The following is a 14,548-nucleotide window of genomic DNA, read 5'->3' as shown; positions in this document are numbered from 1 at the left end:
CCTTTGTTGTCATTGGTCCGGCTATTCTAGCGCCTGACCCGCCGAAAAGGTTGATCCTGCTCATGAGCCAAGCCCCCCTCGTCCTGGTGGACGGTTCTTCTTACCTGTACCGCGCCTTCCATGCGCTGCCACCGTTGACCACCTCCCAAGGCCTGCCGACCGGTGCGGTCAAGGGCGTGTTGAACATGCTCAAAAGCCTGCGCAAGCAGTACCCGGACAGCCCGTTCGCGGTAGTGTTTGACGCCAAGGGCGGGACATTTCGCGATGACATGTATGCCGAATACAAGGCCAATCGCCCGAGCATGCCCGATGACATGCGCGTGCAGATCGAGCCGCTGCATGCCAGCGTGATCGCCCTGGGTTTTCCCCTGCTGTGTGTCGAAGGGGTAGAAGCGGACGATGTGATCGGCACCCTGGCCCGCAGTAGCGCGGCCGCCGACCGGCCAGTGGTGATCTCCACCGGTGACAAGGACATGGCGCAACTGGTCGACGGGCACATTACCTTGGTCAATACCATGACTGGTAGTGCCATGGACGTTGAGGGCGTGAAGGAGAAATTCGGTGTCGCTCCCGAGCAGATCATCGACTATCTGGCGCTGATGGGCGACTCGTCCGACAACATTCCAGGCGTCCCGGGTATTGGCCCCAAGACGGCTTCCGGTTTGCTGGTGGGGGTCAACGGTGGCTTGAAGGAACTCTACGAGCAGCTCGAGATTGTCCCGACACTGCCGATTCGTGGTGCCAAGACCTTGCCCGCCAAGCTTGAAGAGCATAAGGAGATGGCGTTCCTGTCCTACCAGTTGGCGACGATCAAGGTCGATGTGCCGCTGGATGTTGGCCTGGAAGACTTGCACCTGATCGAGCCGGATCGCGAGAAGCTGCTTGAGTTGTACACCTTGCTGGAATTCAAGAGCTGGTACGAAGATGTTCAGCGCGATGCCAAGCGTGCCGGTCAGGACGTGACGGCACCAGTAGCTGACACAGTCGTTGTCGATACTGAGATCAAGTACGAAACCATCCTTGACCAGGCGCGTTTCGACGTCTGGCTGAAGAAGCTCGGCAGCGCCAAGTTGTTCGCCTTCGACACCGAGACCACGGGTATTGATGCGCAGCAGGCGCAACTGGTAGGCCTGTCTTTTGCAGTCGAGGCCTATGAAGCGGCCTACATCCCGTTGACCCACTCCTACATGGGCGTGCCTGATCAGCTGGATCGCGACACCGTGCTGCGCGCCTTGAAGCCCATTCTGGAAGACCCGGCCAAGCTCAAGGTCGGCCAGCACGCCAAGTTCGACATGAATATTCTGGCCAACTGCGCCATTGGCGGCGATCAGAGTTGCGGTATCACGGTGCAGGGCATTGCCTACGACACTATGTTGGAGTCCTACGTTCTCGACTCCACCGCGACCCGCCACGATATGGACAGCCTGGCCCTGAAATACCTGGGCCACAGCACTGTCAGTTTCCAGGACATTGCTGGCAAGGGTGCCAAACAGTTGACCTTTGACCAGATTTCCCTGGAGCAGGCCGGCCCCTACGCTGCCGAAGATGCCGATGTGACCTTGCGCCTGCATCAGACCCTGCATGCGCAACTGGCGGCGATCCCGAGTCTGGCAAGCGTGTTGTCGGACATCGAAATGCCGTTGGTGCCGGTGCTGGCGCGTATCGAGCGCCAGGGCGCGCTGGTGGATGCCAAGTTGCTGGGTATTCAAAGTGTCGAGCTGGGCGAGAAAATGGTCGCCCTGGAGCGCGAAGCCTTTGAAATCGCCGGTGAGGAATTCAACCTCGGCTCACCTAAACAGCTGGGAGCGATTCTGTACGAGAAGCTCGGCTATCCGATTCTCAGCAAGACCGCCAAGGGCCAGGCTTCCACCGCTGAAGCGGTGCTTGCCGAGTTGGCAGACCAGGATTTCCTGCTGCCCAAAGTGCTGATGCAATACCGCTCCATGAGTAAGCTGAAAAGCACCTACACCGACCGCCTTCCGGAGCAGATCAACCCGCGCACCGGGCGAATTCACACCTCTTATCATCAAGCGGTGGCGGCTACCGGACGCTTGTCTTCCAGCGATCCGAATTTGCAGAATATTCCCATCCGCACTGCCGAAGGCCGACGGATTCGTCAAGCCTTCGTCGCGCCCAAGGGCTACAAGCTACTGGCGGCGGACTACTCGCAAATCGAGCTGCGGATCATGGCTCACCTGGCCAAGGACGAAGGGCTGCTGCACGCCTTCCGCAATGACCTAGACGTGCACAAGGCGACAGCGGCGGAAGTGTTTGGCGTGGAGCTGGACGCTGTTACCACTGATCAGCGTCGTAGTGCCAAGGCGATCAACTTCGGGCTTATCTATGGCATGAGCGCCTTTGGCCTGGCCAAGCAGATCGGCGTCGACCGCAAGCAATCGCAGGCTTATATCGACCGCTACTTCGCCCGTTACCCTGGTGTGCTGGCGTACATGGAGCGCACCCGCGCCCAGGCGGCCGAACAGGGTTATGTGGAAACCATTTTCGGTCGTCGCCTGTACTTGCCGGAAATCAACGCGAAAAACGCGGCCTTGCGCAAAGGCGCCGAGCGCACGGCGATTAACGCGCCAATGCAGGGCACGGCCGCTGACATCATCAAGAAAGCCATGGTGGCGGTGGATAACTGGCTGGCTGAGTCTGGCTTGGACGCCAAAGTCATCCTGCAAGTGCACGATGAACTGGTGCTGGAGGTTCGCGAGGATCAGGTGGACAAGGTTCGCGAGGAAATTCGCTTGCACATGAGCAGCGCAGCGAAGCTGGATGTGCCGTTGTTGGTTGAAGTCGGGGTGGGCAATAACTGGGACGAGGCGCACTGATCAGTCGCCACGAAGGGCGTTTGCTGCGGCGCGCTGTCGCGCAAACGCGCCCTTTTGAGCTTTTTAGATCGGAAACAGCCGAAGGTTATTTCCAATAGTTTCCCGGAGCGCCGGAACTTAACCGATGAAAAGTCACTCAGAGTTACTGAATGGGTGGTGAAGCCCTTCAATGCTCCTATGTTGTGTTAAGTGTTGGCAGATATCTGGATCCCGCCCTAGCGGTCCGGAACTTGGACCCCGAACTTCCCCTCCCCATGCGAAGTCCGGGGTTTTTTTTGCCTGTAGCTTTTACTCGGCAGCAGCTTCCGAACCCTTGTCCGCCAGTTCCATCCAGCCTGCCAGCACGGTGTAGGCATCTTCCAGGCCCAGGCGTTTCGGCGCCGAGAATAGCTGGATCGTCACCGCATCACCCCAGCCTTTACGAATGTCCGCCTGCACTTTGAGCAGGGTGTTTTTTGCTGCGCCATAGGTCAGCTTGTCGGCCTTGGTCAGCAGAATGTGCATCGGCATGCCGCTGGCGACTGCCCAATCGAGCATCAGCAGGTCGAAATCGGTCATTGGATGACGGATGTCCATCATCAGAATCAGCCCCTTCAAACTCTCCCGACCACCCAGATAGGCTTCCAGGTGACGCTGCCAGTGCAGCTTCAGCGGGATAGGTACTTTCGCGTAACCGTAGCCCGGCAGGTCGACCAGACGCCGATCATCGTCTAGCTTGAAGAAGTTGAGCAGCTGTGTGCGCCCAGGGGTTTTCGAGGTGCGAGCCAGGCTGGCATGGGTCAAGGTGTTCAGAGCGCTGGATTTGCCGGCATTGGAACGGCCCGCGAAGGCGACTTCAAAGCCTTCGTCGTCGGGGCATTGGTCGACTTTGGCGGCGCTGAGCATGAAGGTGGACTGTTGGCACAGGCCGAGGATGGGGTTCTTGAGTTGCATGAGATTTCCGATGTGGGCGGTGCCGGGAATGGGTGCGGCAAGCGGTGTCGTTTCCGTTTCAGTAGCGCCAGTATATAATGCCGCAGATTTTGTGTGTGCTTTGTCCCAGCGAAGGATGAAGTTCGCGGGAGCGAAAGACCTATATTGCGCATTAGAACGCAAAACGCTCTCAAACCCTGTAAAGGTCGTCGTATGACGAAATGGCTGCTAGCTGCCGGTGTCTTGATGCCGTTTTACAGCGCTCAGGCTACACAGGATCCGGAAGCCATGTACAACCGCGCTTGCGTAGCCTGTCATGCCGGACAGTTGCCGACCGCCCCCAAACGGGGTGATCAGGCCGCTTGGGCGCCGAGACTGGCGCAAGGCATGGATACGCTGGTGCAGCACGTGACCCAGGGTTTCAAGGCGATGCCGCCGCGTGGTTTGTGCATGGACTGCAGTACCGAGGATTACCAGGCCATCATCCGTTGGATGAGCGAGTAAACCCGGTCCATAACTCTTTAACCCTTAGCCGTAGTTGGATTAGCTGATGAACAAACTGATCGTGAGTCTGCTGTTGACCTTGGGCATCACCGGTGTTGCCCATGCTGCAGGCGACGCCACTGCTGGCCAGGCGAAAGCCGCCGTATGTGGTGCTTGCCATGGACCGGATGGCAACAGCCCGGCGCCCAATTTTCCGAAGCTCGCAGGCCAGGGTGAAAAATACCTGACCAAGCAAATGCACGACATCAAGGACGGCAAGCGTACTGTCCTGGAAATGACCGGCTTGCTGACTAATCTCAGTGATCAGGATCTGGCGGATATCGCGGCTTATTACGCCAGTCAGGCAGGCAGTGTGGGTGCGGCCGATCCAAAACTTGTAAAACGCGGTGAGGCCTTGTTCCGTGGTGGTGATCTGGCAAAAGGCCTGCCAGCCTGCACCGGCTGCCATTCGCCGGACGGTTCCGGCAACGCTGCAGCAGGCTTCCCGCATCTGGGTGGGCAGCATGCTACGTACATTGCCAAGCAGTTGACCGATTTCCGCAAGGAAGACGGCGGCCGTGCCAACGATGGTGATGCTCAAACCATGCGCACTATCGCCCGTAAGCTGAGCGACGAAGACATCGCTGCGGTATCGAGCTACATCCAAGGCCTGCACAAGTAAGGCCGGGATGACCAAACGTTGCGGGGCTATACATCTCTTGCAACGTTAACGCTCGATTAATCTATCGATGCGAGCATAAAAAGGGTGGCTTAGGCCGCCCTTTTTTGTGGCTGCTACCGTTACACTAACGAACTCATGCCCGTGTAGACCTGTCTGAATAAAGGTCGCGCGAGGCGACTTTATTTGTCCAGGAGTAAAGCATGCGTAATCTGATCCTCAGCGCCGCTCTCGTCACTGCCAGCCTCTTCGGCATGACCGCGCAAGCCGCCGATGTGCCGCTTGAAGCGGGTAAAACCTATATTGAGTTAAGCAACCCAGTGCCGGTTTCCGTGCCAGGTAAGATCGAAGTGGTGGAGCTGTTCTGGTATGGCTGCCCGCATTGCTACTCGTTTGAGCCGATCATCAATCCGTGGGTCGAAAAGCTGCCATCGGACGTGAACTTCGTACGTATTCCAGCCATGTTCGGTGGCGCATGGGATGCCCATGGCCAGTTGTTCCTGACCCTGGAAGCCATGGGTGTCGAGCATAAGGTCCACAACGCAGTGTTCGAGGCCATCCAGAAAGATCGCAAGCCACTGACCAAGGTTGACGATATGGCTAACTTTGTTGCCACCCAGGGTGTCGACAAGGACAAGTTTATTGCGACCTTTAACTCCTTTGCCATCAAGGGTCAGATCGCCAAAGCCAAGGAGCTTGCGCAAAAGTACGGCGTGCAAGGCGTTCCAACCATGATTGTCAACGGCAAATACCGCTTTGACCTGGGCACTTCCGGTGGTCCGGAGCAGACCCTGAATATTGCCGACCAACTGATCGGCAAAGAGCGCGCAGCCAAGTAAGGGGCTCGCCATGCGGCGTTGGGGTACCGAACGCGTCGTAGGCCTGCATGATCCGCAGGTCAACGAACACCATCTGGAATCCACGGGCCTGCCGGCAGACAGCCGGCTGCGCCTGCTCAGCTTCAATATCCAGGTGGGGATCAGTACCGAGAAATATCGGCATTACCTGACCCGGGGCTGGCAGCACTTGCTGCCCCACAATGGGCGGGCCGGCAATCTGCAAAAGATTGGCGATCTATTGGGTGACTTCGACCTGGTAGCCCTGCAGGAGGCCGACGGCGGCAGCCTGCGCTCCGGCTATGTCAATCAGGTCGAGCACCTGGCCCAGTTGGGCGCCTTTCCCTACTGGTATCAACAACTCAATCGCAACCTCGGAAAACTCGGCCAGCACAGTAATGGTGTGCTCAGCCGTTTGAAACCGTGGGCGATCGAGGATCACCCGTTGCCAGGCCCCAAGGGGCGCGGTGCGATTCTCGTGCGTTTCGGCGAAGGGCCGGAGGCGCTGGTGGTGGTGATGATGCACCTGGCGCTAGGGGCTCGAGCCCGGACCATGCAATTGGCCTACATCCGTGAGCTGATTGGCGACTACAAACATCAGGTGCTGATGGGTGACATGAATACCCATGCCAGTGACCTGCTACAGAATTCCCCGTTGCGCGACCTTGGGTTGCTGGCTCCGCAAGTTGAAGCCACGTTCCCCAGTTGGCGCCCGCAACGTTGCCTTGATCACATCCTGCTGAGCCCGACCCTGACACTCGAAAGCGTACAGGTATTGGCGCAGCCCATCTCCGATCACCTGCCGGTCGCGGTAGAAATTCGTCTGCCGGGTTCGCTCACGGCTGATGCATTGCCCGCGTTGAGCCCTGGCCCTCGCGGACCCCTTGCATGAGCGACGACGCCCAGCGCTGGAAAGAAAAGTACCTGTTAAACATCGAGCAACAAGAAAAGCTCGAACGCCGTTGGGCCGCTCGTCTCGACCTGTTGCGTCGTGGCCTGGTGCGCAGCACGTTGGCGGCCGAGGGAACTGATCGGGCGGTTGACCAGTGCATGAAGGAGATGCGTGACGTCGTTCGCACCGACGACATGGACGCAGCATTGGCTGCTTTGTTGCCGCGCCTGGAAAAAGCCGTGCTGGATTCCGAGCAGCGCCGCGAAACCCGTGTTGATCAGATCGGTACGGCATTGACGGCGTTGGTGACCCAGTTGCAGGCGTTGCCCTTGCCCCGCGAAGTGAGCCGCCCGCTGAAGAGCTTCGCCAAGCAGTTGGACAGTCGCGTTGGCCAGGCTCGGGAGATTCCGCTGCTGCTCAGTGAGCTGAGTGGCCTTCAAGGCCAAGCCTTGAATAACCTGGAGGTGGATGGCGAACCCGATCGCCCTGGACTGTTGCAACGTCTGTTTGGCGCGAAAGAGGCCGCAGGAGAGGCGCCACAGGTGGCAACGGTGGCTTTGCCGCGGCCTGCTGCTGCCCAGCCACAGCCTGCCGCCGAGGTAAGCCGCCCGCCCAAGCCGGCCCTGGCGCCTGAACCTGCAACGCCAACACCTGAACTGACACAGGCGTTGCGGGCCTTTGCCCCGCTACCGCTGGCAGTTGCGACGCCTGTGGTCGATGAGTCGGTGCCTGATGCTGCGCGTGTATCGATGATAGACACGGTCAAGGTCGCCAGCGATGCGCCGCAAACTCCCCGACTCATTGCCGCCGTGTCCCAGGCACCGCTCATCGATGTGCCGGTGCACGTCGCCGACGTTTCAGAACAGCAGCAACCTGTCGATGTGGCGACTGATCTGCCATCGGAGAGTGCCCTCGCCGCCATGGCGCCACCGCTGCAGGCCCAGGCCAGCGTGCCGGAACTGACGGTGATCGGTAGCCTGTCCTTGCCGCCGGTAATGGCTGAAGAACCGATCGAGATAGACCCTGAAGGGCCGCAGTCAGAGGTGATTTACGCCCTGCCGGACTCCCCTGAGCCTTCCTACAGCTCAGTGGCCAAGCACATTGAAGATACCCTGCTGGGCCTGCTGGAAGACCTGGCCTTGCCTGAACGTTACCGCCCCCAGGCCGAAGCCATGCGCGAGCGCCTCGCCCATGGACTGAATTGGTACGAATTGCTGCCGATCCTCGATGATTTGGCCGTATTGATGCTGGCTATCACCGACAGCGGTCAGCACGAGTTCGAGACTTACCTCAAGCAGCTTAACGAGCGTCTTGAAGCGTTTCAGGGCAACCTGCAGGCCGCCAGTGACGGGCACGCCGACAGCCGCACGGCGGCACGGGAGCTGGATACGCAAATTCGCGAGCAGGTAGATGGCCTGCAAAGCAGCGTCCAGGAAGCTGCTGACCTGGACAGCCTCAAGCATGTGCTGGAAAGCCACCTTGAAGGGTTGCTGGGCACCATGGACCAGCACCAGCAGCAGCGTGACCAGCGCGAGCACGAAGTCGCCGCGCGATTGCAGGGTTTGGCAGAACGAGTCGCCAACATGGAGCAGGAGGCCTTGGGTTATCGTGAGCACCTTGAGGTGCAGCGCCAGAAAGCCTTGATCGATCCGCTTACCGGATTGCCCAACCGCGCTGCCTGGAGCGAACGTCTGGAATATGAAGTCAACGCTTGGCATCAGTGTGGCAATAGTCTGTCACTGGCGATGCTGGACCTGGATCACTTCAAACGCATCAATGACAGCTACGGCCACCTGGCCGGCGACAAGGTGCTGAAAATCATTGCCAACGTGCTGAGCAAGCGCTTGAGGCCAACTGACTTTATCGCGCGTTTTGGCGGTGAGGAGTTTGTCCTGTTGATGCCTGATTCAACCGTGGTCGAGGCGTTGGCGTTGGGTGAAACTCTGCGTGCTGCCATCGAAGCCTGCCCGTTTCACTTCAAGGGCGAGCGAGTGACAATCACGATGTCTATCGGCATGGCGCAGTTTCAGTCTGGAGAGCGCAGTGACTTGGCGCTCAAGCGTGCCGACGAGGCGCTATACCGGGCCAAGGCCGCAGGGCGCAATCAGGTGCAGATGGCCTGAAAAATGTTCCATTTTGTATAAAAGCTGGCTTTTGGCTTCTTGGCGGTAAGCGGTACGTTACACTGTTGCATTATCGTCTTTAGTGTACTGTCTGCTGCCATGAAATTTCTGTGTTCTGCCTTTCTGTTTTTGATGCTCGCCGGCTGCGCGAGCGGTCCTCGCCTGGATACCAGCCATCCTTCGGCGAATTACGACAACCGTGTGCAGTTCGTCATCGTGCACTATACGTCGACTTCCTTGGAGCGTTCGCTGGCGCTATTGACTCATGGCCAGGTCAGCAGCCATTACCTGATTGGCGACGATGCGTCTGCCACCATTTATAAGTTGGTGGATGAGAGTCAGCGTGCCTGGCACGCCGGAGAAAGCGAATGGCTGGGCCGCACTTGGCTCAACTCCAGCTCCATCGGAATCGAGATCGTCAATCAGGGTTATCGCGATACGCCGACGGGCCGTGTCTGGTATCCCTATTCCGAGGCGCAGGTCCAGTCGTTGGTGATTTTGCTCAAGGACATCAGCAAGCGGAACAAGATTGACCCGCGCTACATCATTGGCCATAGCGATATCGCGCCACTGCGCAAACTGGATCCTGGCCCGTTGTTCCCCTGGAAACGCCTGGCCGATGAAGGGCTTGGGATTTGGCCGGACGCCCAGATAGTCGCGGGCTTTCAGGCGCAGTATGCCAACGAGCTGCCGAGTATTACCTGGTTTCAGGAGGAGTTGGCGCGACTGGGCTACGCGACGCCGCAAACGGGCGAGCTGGATGTGGCTACGCGGCACGTGCTGGCGGCGTTCCAGATGCATTTCCGAGCGTCGCTGTTTGACGGGACACCGGACGCCGAAAGCGCGGCGATTTTGCAGGCGTTGAACGGGCGTCAGCTGCACGCCTCAAGCTTGAGCCCTGCCGTTCAAGCTTATAGCGGCAACGCCATGTAAAATTGCGTCCCCTGCCCTGGCCGCGAGTACACCCCCATGCGGCCGCCGTGCAGTTGCACGATCTCCTTGCACAGCGCCAGGCCAAGGCCGGCGCCGCCTTTCTTGCGTCCCACCTGGACAAAGGGTTCGAAGATTCGCCCCTGCTGCCCATAGGCGATGCCTTCGCCATTGTCTTCGACGCTGACAATCACCCGCTCGCCATGGCGGCGTGCCTGCAAGCGGATTTGTCCGCCTTCGGCGGTGTGCCGCAAGGCATTGCCCAGAAGGTTGTCGAGCACTCGTTCCAACTGCGCTTGATCGGCGTGCAACCTGGGGAGTTGGGATTGCTCTTCGACTAGTAACTCAATGTTTTGCACATTGGCCTGCTCGGTAAACCGGGCGCGGGCATGTTCAAGCAGATCGGTGATGTCGCAGGGCGCCAGGGTGAGTTTTTGCAGGCCATTCTGGTAGCGGGAGAAGTTCAGCAAGTCGTTGATCAACTGCATCAGACGCTGCATTTCTTCATTCACCGTGCTCAGCAGGTCGGCTTCGCGAGACTCGGGAGGGAACTTCGCCCGCTCCTGGAACAGCCCGAACGCCATGTGCATGCCGGTGACCGGTGTGCGCAACTCATGGGAGGCGCGCAACACGAATTCGCTGCGCACCCGCTCGAAGGCCCGTTGCTCGGTGACGTCATGCAGCACCATCACAGCTCCCAGAATATGCCCCTGGGTATGGCTGACGGGCGTCAGGCTGTAGGTCAGCAGACGCAGTTCACCTTCAACCTCTACTTCCAAGTCTTCAGGCGCCCGTTCCAGGTTGCCGCCGCGAAGTACCAAGTGCAGTTGTTCATCCAGTTCCGGACGCCCGAGAGCTTCGCCAAGGCCCTGCCCCAAGCGGTCTGTGTCCCAACCCAGCTGGCGCTGTGCCACTGGGTTAAGGTGCTCCAGGCGCCCCTGGCGGTCAATCATCAATAAACCGTCGTCGATGCTGTCGAGAACCGCCTGTAGGCGTTGCTGACCGGCGAGCAGTTCATCGATGTTGGTTGCCTGATGCTGGCGCAAGGCTTCGGCCATGATGCCGAAACGCCGGGTCAGCAGGTTCATCTCTGCCGCCGAGGAGATGGGCAGCGTTACCTCGAAATTGCCTTGGCCGATCTTGTCGGCGGCTTTGGCTAACGCCTCGATAGGGCCGCCAAAACGTTGGGCGATGCCGTGGGCGGTGATGAAACCGATGATCAGCACGGCCAGCCCCACCAGCCCCAGTAGGCCAGCAATCAATAGCGCCCGTTCCCTTGACTGTTGTTCAGTATCGTTGATGTTTTCCAGGGCTTTCTTGTGTTCACTGATCAGGCCGTTGCGCAACACGTTGAAGCTTGCGGTGAGCTTGTCGTTGTTACGCAGCAATGGCGACGTGTTTTCACTTTCGTCGAAGGCTTGCAGGAAGTTCAGATAATCGGTTTTAGCCTGGGTAAAGCTGTTGTTCTTGGCATCCTTGCGCTCGTGTTCGATGCCTTGCTCCAGCAGGGTGAAATACTGCTGCTTGGACGCTTGCAGTGTGGCCTGGTCCGGCCGCTCGTTGAGCATGATCATTAACTGGTCACCCAGGGTCTGGCGCAGCTTTAGCCCTAGGTCCAGGGTAATGAAGTTGCTGCGGATCAGTGACTCCTGGGTCTTGGCCATTTGCATGACACTCACCAGACCCAGCAGCAACCCGAGCAGGGCAACGGTGATCAGCGCTGAAATACTCAAGAACAACCGAGTGCGCAGTTTCATCGCAAGCTTCATAGGGTACAGCTCACAGGTTGTATTGTTTGCGTTTGCGGTACAGCGTCGACGCATCAATGCCGAGGGTTCTGGCCGCCTGGTCAAGGGTGTCGCTGGTGGCTAGCACTGCGCCGATGTGGGCTTTCTCCAGTTCATCCAGGCTCAGTGCTGCGCCGATGCGCGGTGAGTTGTTGGTCGGTTGTTCGGCCATCCCCAAGTGGCTGATCTCAACTTTTTCCTGGGGACAGATGATGCTGGCGCGTTCGACCACGTTGCGCAGTTCGCGGATATTGCCTGGCCAACGGTAGTTGAGCAGCGCCTCACGTGCTTCATCGCTGAAAGCCCGTGCCGGCCTTGCGTATTCCTTGACGAAACGCGCGAGGAAACGATCGGCGAGCGTGAGGATATCTTCACTGCGTTCGCGCAGGGGCGGCAGATGCAACGTGATGACGTTCAGGCGATACAACAAGTCTTCACGGAAACGACCGTCGCGAACCATGTCTTCCAGGTTCAGGTTGGTAGCGGCCAGGATGCGCACGTCGGCGCGACGGGTCACCGGATCACCGACCCGCTCATACTCCTTGTCCTGGATGAAACGCAGTAATTTTGGTTGCAACGTTAATGGAAAATCGCCGATCTCGTCGAGAAACAGCGTGCCGCCATCGGCCTGGTTCACACGGCCCAAGGTACTTTCGCTGGCCCCTGTAAACGCGCCACGGCTGTGACCGAACAATTCGCTTTCCATCAACTCGGCCGTCAGCGACGGGCAGTTGATGGTGACGCAGGATTTCTTCGCCCGTTTGCTCCAGCCGTGGATCGCTCGGGCCAGTTCACCTTTACCGGTGCCGGATTCGCCGAGGATCAGGATGTTGGCGTCGGTACCAGCCACCTGACGAGCAGTCTCCAGCACCACCATCATCGCCGGGCTATGGGAGTCGAGGCCGTCCTTGGGCTGGCGCACTTCGCCTTCCAGGGCCTCCAGGCGGGCCGAGAGTTGGCGCACTTCCAGTTGTTTAGCCGTGGCCAGGCGCAGTTGATCGGGGCTGCAGGGTTTGACGAGGTAATCGGCAGCCCCGGCTTGAATGGCGTCCACTGCGGTGTCGACAGCAGAATGGGCGGTGACGATGACCACGCGCATCCACGGCGCCTGGATACGCATTTGCGCCAGCACATCGAGGCCGTTGTCTTCACCCAGGCGCAGGTCCAGGAAGCACAGGTCGAAAACTTGACGCTGCAGCAAGGCATCGGCCTGGGCCGCGCTGTTGGCGGTAGCTACGGTGTAGCCTTCATCTTCCAGGCAGTAACGGAAGGTGCGAAGGATCGCGGACTCGTCATCCACTAAAAGAATGCGGCCTTGAAGTTCCTTGGCTGATTCCATCTGTCCTGCGCTCCTTTAAGAATGAGTGATCTTGTTTAGTCCCAGAATAATCGGGCAAGTTGCATGGTTTATTCTGATTGATTAAAAGCATTGCCGTGCAGCTATCTGCACCCTTTCCTACATCAACGCCCGTTGATGGCGTTTTCAGTCTTTTTAGCCACTTCGGCAGCCAAATGTTCGTTTCCGACCCGCTGATCCGACCACTGACCATCGTGCATTTCGCACGATGCAGGTAGGGGTATCGTGCAGGATGCTGGTGAGATGAAATCTGTACTTTTATTAACTATTTGATTTTATTGATTATTTTTCAATAAAAAAACTGGCATGCACCCTGCACTATTTCTCACATAACCGTCATAAATGAATAATCAGAATGCGGGAGAGATTCAGGATGACTCGCCAACGCCTCACCCAATTGCGCGTATCGCCACTGCGCTTGCAGCAGGGCCTGTTTGCAAGTCTGGCCTTGATGGTCACCTTGATCGGTGGGCAGCAATTGCAGCGTTGGGAGCCGGGTCAGCAGCAAGTCCGGCATTTCGAGCGCCCGACGACGACACAGACCCATTTTCGCTCCGTCGGCAGCAGTACCGCCGACGTGACAGTCCCGCAGTTGATGGCGGTTGAACAGGACATTGCCCTGAGCGATCAACCTCATCAAGAACGCTGGGTGTTCTAGGCATGAACCCGTGGCTCGATTGGGGCAACGGGGAAGTTTCACAGCAGTCACTCATATAGAAGAGTAAGGAGAGTTACCATGTTGAGCTGGGCAATCACATTCCTGATCATTGCCATTGTGGCTGCAGTCCTGGGCTTCGGTGGTATCGCGGGCACCGCCACGGGTATTGCCAAGATTCTCTTTGTGGTCTTCCTGGTGATGTTCATCGTTTCCTTCTTCTTTGGCCGTCGCGGCCGAGGCTGAACATGTTCAATTCGTCCCTTAAAGCCATTGCTGCTGCCCTGTTGTTGGGCGGCAGTGGCCTGGTCATGGCGGCCAATGATGGTCAGTCCAGGGCCAACGAACTGCTGAGCGCGGACCCGCAGTACCGCGAAACCTGGCAGGGCGTGGTCAAGAAGGAAGAGCGCTTGCCGGATTGGGTAATTAACCTCTCGGGCACCTCTGAACAAATGAATGCCGTTACCGAAGATGGCGACCAGTACCTTGTAGGACCGCTCTGTGAAACCGCAGAGACGTGCCTGAATAAGCGCCTGATCGTTGCTTTCAGTTTGGACAAGGAAGATGCCTACGCGATGTTAGTGGAAGTCCCGGCCGGCCTGCCGGCGGACAAGTCGCCGACCCGGCACGCCGATTACCGCTTCCTCGGCAAGCCGGACGAAGGCATGCAGAAGTTGTTGATGGAACAGCTCAAGAAAGACCCGAACTGGTACTAGGCCTGTTTGGCGGATCTAACGCCCATAGAAAGAAGCCAAACGCTTCTTTCTGTTTGCACTCCTGCCTGACAGTGGTGCATGACCAAGGGGCTGGGTTGCTCTGATCAAGGGCCGGGTCAGGAGAAAAGCTGCGCCGCAAGTTCGCAAGCCGTGATGGCTTGACGAACTTGCGGTGGGCTTGTTGCGGTCACATCCCTCTTATGCCGCGTATAGCGGAAATTTTCCTTTTTTCCCTCTCTTACCGTTTCGCGGTGTTTCCACACGACCATCTATCGAGAAAGTTCGCTGGCAGCAAGACGACTTTTTCAATGGTATCCGTAGGAATCTTCAAGAGTTTTTACGCA

The 14,548-nt window shown here is 58.2% G+C and carries 13 protein-coding genes; 10 read left to right on the top strand and 3 right to left on the bottom strand.

Annotated features, from left to right (window positions below; all coding sequences use genetic code 11):
- Positions 1-62: 62 nt before the first annotated feature.
- Positions 63-2,834: a DNA polymerase I gene (gene polA / locus ACZRKZ_RS19205; RefSeq protein ID WP_463982449.1), complete on the top strand. Its 2,772-nt coding sequence runs from the start codon at positions 63-65 to the stop codon at positions 2,832-2,834.
- 288 nt (positions 2,835-3,122) lie between these two features.
- Here polA and yihA read toward each other — a convergent pair whose 3' ends face one another.
- Positions 3,123-3,767, bottom strand: a complete 645-nt coding sequence (gene yihA, locus ACZRKZ_RS19200; protein ID WP_133100559.1) for a ribosome biogenesis GTP-binding protein YihA/YsxC — start codon at positions 3,765-3,767, stop codon at positions 3,123-3,125.
- A 192-nt stretch (positions 3,768-3,959) separates the two neighbouring features.
- Between yihA and ACZRKZ_RS19195 the strand changes: the two genes are divergently transcribed.
- The 6 genes from ACZRKZ_RS19195 to ACZRKZ_RS19170 all read left to right on the top strand — a co-directional run bounded on the left by ACZRKZ_RS19195 (position 3,960) and on the right by ACZRKZ_RS19170 (position 9,692).
- A complete protein-coding gene (locus ACZRKZ_RS19195; RefSeq protein ID WP_133100558.1) occupies positions 3,960-4,250 on the top strand; it encodes a c-type cytochrome in 291 nt (96 codons plus the stop codon).
- A gap of 46 nt (positions 4,251-4,296) precedes the next feature.
- Complete coding sequence (locus tag ACZRKZ_RS19190) at positions 4,297-4,911, top strand: c-type cytochrome (protein ID WP_463982448.1); 615 nt, start codon at positions 4,297-4,299, stop codon at positions 4,909-4,911.
- 200 nt (positions 4,912-5,111) lie between these two features.
- On the top strand, positions 5,112-5,747 hold the full coding sequence (locus ACZRKZ_RS19185; protein ID WP_463967452.1) for a thiol:disulfide interchange protein DsbA/DsbL: 636 nt from the start codon (positions 5,112-5,114) through the stop codon (positions 5,745-5,747).
- Positions 5,748-5,757: 10 nt separating this feature from the next.
- Positions 5,758-6,636 carry an endonuclease/exonuclease/phosphatase family protein gene (locus ACZRKZ_RS19180; RefSeq protein ID WP_149412751.1) on the top strand — a complete coding sequence of 293 codons (879 nt, stop codon included), beginning with the start codon at positions 5,758-5,760 and terminating at the stop codon, positions 6,634-6,636.
- Complete coding sequence (locus ACZRKZ_RS19175; RefSeq protein ID WP_463982447.1) at positions 6,633-8,759, top strand: GGDEF domain-containing protein; 2,127 nt, start codon at positions 6,633-6,635, stop codon at positions 8,757-8,759. Before ACZRKZ_RS19180 ends, ACZRKZ_RS19175 begins: the two co-directional genes overlap by 4 nt.
- A gap of 99 nt (positions 8,760-8,858) precedes the next feature.
- Positions 8,859-9,692: an N-acetylmuramoyl-L-alanine amidase gene (locus ACZRKZ_RS19170; RefSeq protein ID WP_463982446.1), complete on the top strand. Its 834-nt coding sequence runs from the start codon at positions 8,859-8,861 to the stop codon at positions 9,690-9,692.
- Here the strand turns inward: ACZRKZ_RS19170 and ACZRKZ_RS19165 are convergent.
- Positions 9,671-11,458: a KinB sensor domain-containing domain gene (locus ACZRKZ_RS19165; RefSeq protein ID WP_463982445.1), complete on the bottom strand. Its 1,788-nt coding sequence runs from the start codon at positions 11,456-11,458 to the stop codon at positions 9,671-9,673. The two genes, ACZRKZ_RS19170 and ACZRKZ_RS19165, sit on opposite strands and share 22 nt — an antisense overlap.
- Positions 11,459-11,468: 10 nt before the next feature.
- On the bottom strand, positions 11,469-12,815 hold the full coding sequence (gene algB / locus ACZRKZ_RS19160; protein WP_463967448.1) for a sigma-54-dependent response regulator transcription factor AlgB: 1,347 nt from the start codon (positions 12,813-12,815) through the stop codon (positions 11,469-11,471).
- A gap of 391 nt (positions 12,816-13,206) precedes the next feature.
- Here algB and ACZRKZ_RS19155 point away from each other — a divergent pair, with 391 nt between their 5' ends.
- The 3 genes from ACZRKZ_RS19155 to ACZRKZ_RS19145 all read left to right on the top strand — a co-directional run bounded on the left by ACZRKZ_RS19155 (position 13,207) and on the right by ACZRKZ_RS19145 (position 14,204).
- Positions 13,207-13,491, top strand: a complete 285-nt coding sequence (locus ACZRKZ_RS19155) for a hypothetical protein (protein WP_463967447.1) — start codon at positions 13,207-13,209, stop codon at positions 13,489-13,491.
- A 78-nt stretch (positions 13,492-13,569) separates the two neighbouring features.
- Complete coding sequence (locus ACZRKZ_RS19150) at positions 13,570-13,734, top strand: DUF1328 domain-containing protein (protein WP_084378456.1); 165 nt, start codon at positions 13,570-13,572, stop codon at positions 13,732-13,734.
- Between the two features lie 2 nt (positions 13,735-13,736).
- Complete coding sequence (locus tag ACZRKZ_RS19145; protein ID WP_463982444.1) at positions 13,737-14,204, top strand: inhibitor of vertebrate lysozyme family protein; 468 nt, start codon at positions 13,737-13,739, stop codon at positions 14,202-14,204.
- Positions 14,205-14,548 lie beyond the last annotated feature (344 nt).

Source organism: Pseudomonas sp. c313, from assembly GCF_055407145.1.
The sequence above is the reverse complement of the archived record's forward strand: the minus strand, read 5'-3'. Positions and strand labels throughout refer to the sequence as shown.

Coding starts and splice junctions, on each gene's coding strand:
- polA (WP_463982449.1), top strand. CDS start 63: ATGAGCCAAGCCCCCCTCGTCCTGGTGGACGGTTCTTCTTACCTGTAC.
- yihA (WP_133100559.1), bottom strand. CDS start 3,767: ATGCAACTCAAGAACCCCATCCTCGGCCTGTGCCAACAGTCCACCTTC.
- ACZRKZ_RS19195 (WP_133100558.1), top strand. CDS start 3,960: ATGACGAAATGGCTGCTAGCTGCCGGTGTCTTGATGCCGTTTTACAGC.
- ACZRKZ_RS19190 (WP_463982448.1), top strand. CDS start 4,297: ATGAACAAACTGATCGTGAGTCTGCTGTTGACCTTGGGCATCACCGGT.
- ACZRKZ_RS19185 (WP_463967452.1), top strand. CDS start 5,112: ATGCGTAATCTGATCCTCAGCGCCGCTCTCGTCACTGCCAGCCTCTTC.
- ACZRKZ_RS19180 (WP_149412751.1), top strand. CDS start 5,758: ATGCGGCGTTGGGGTACCGAACGCGTCGTAGGCCTGCATGATCCGCAG.
- ACZRKZ_RS19175 (WP_463982447.1), top strand. CDS start 6,633: ATGAGCGACGACGCCCAGCGCTGGAAAGAAAAGTACCTGTTAAACATC.
- ACZRKZ_RS19170 (WP_463982446.1), top strand. CDS start 8,859: ATGAAATTTCTGTGTTCTGCCTTTCTGTTTTTGATGCTCGCCGGCTGC.
- ACZRKZ_RS19165 (WP_463982445.1), bottom strand. CDS start 11,458: ATGAAGCTTGCGATGAAACTGCGCACTCGGTTGTTCTTGAGTATTTCA.
- algB (WP_463967448.1), bottom strand. CDS start 12,815: ATGGAATCAGCCAAGGAACTTCAAGGCCGCATTCTTTTAGTGGATGAC.
- ACZRKZ_RS19155 (WP_463967447.1), top strand. CDS start 13,207: ATGACTCGCCAACGCCTCACCCAATTGCGCGTATCGCCACTGCGCTTG.
- ACZRKZ_RS19150 (WP_084378456.1), top strand. CDS start 13,570: ATGTTGAGCTGGGCAATCACATTCCTGATCATTGCCATTGTGGCTGCA.
- ACZRKZ_RS19145 (WP_463982444.1), top strand. CDS start 13,737: ATGTTCAATTCGTCCCTTAAAGCCATTGCTGCTGCCCTGTTGTTGGGC.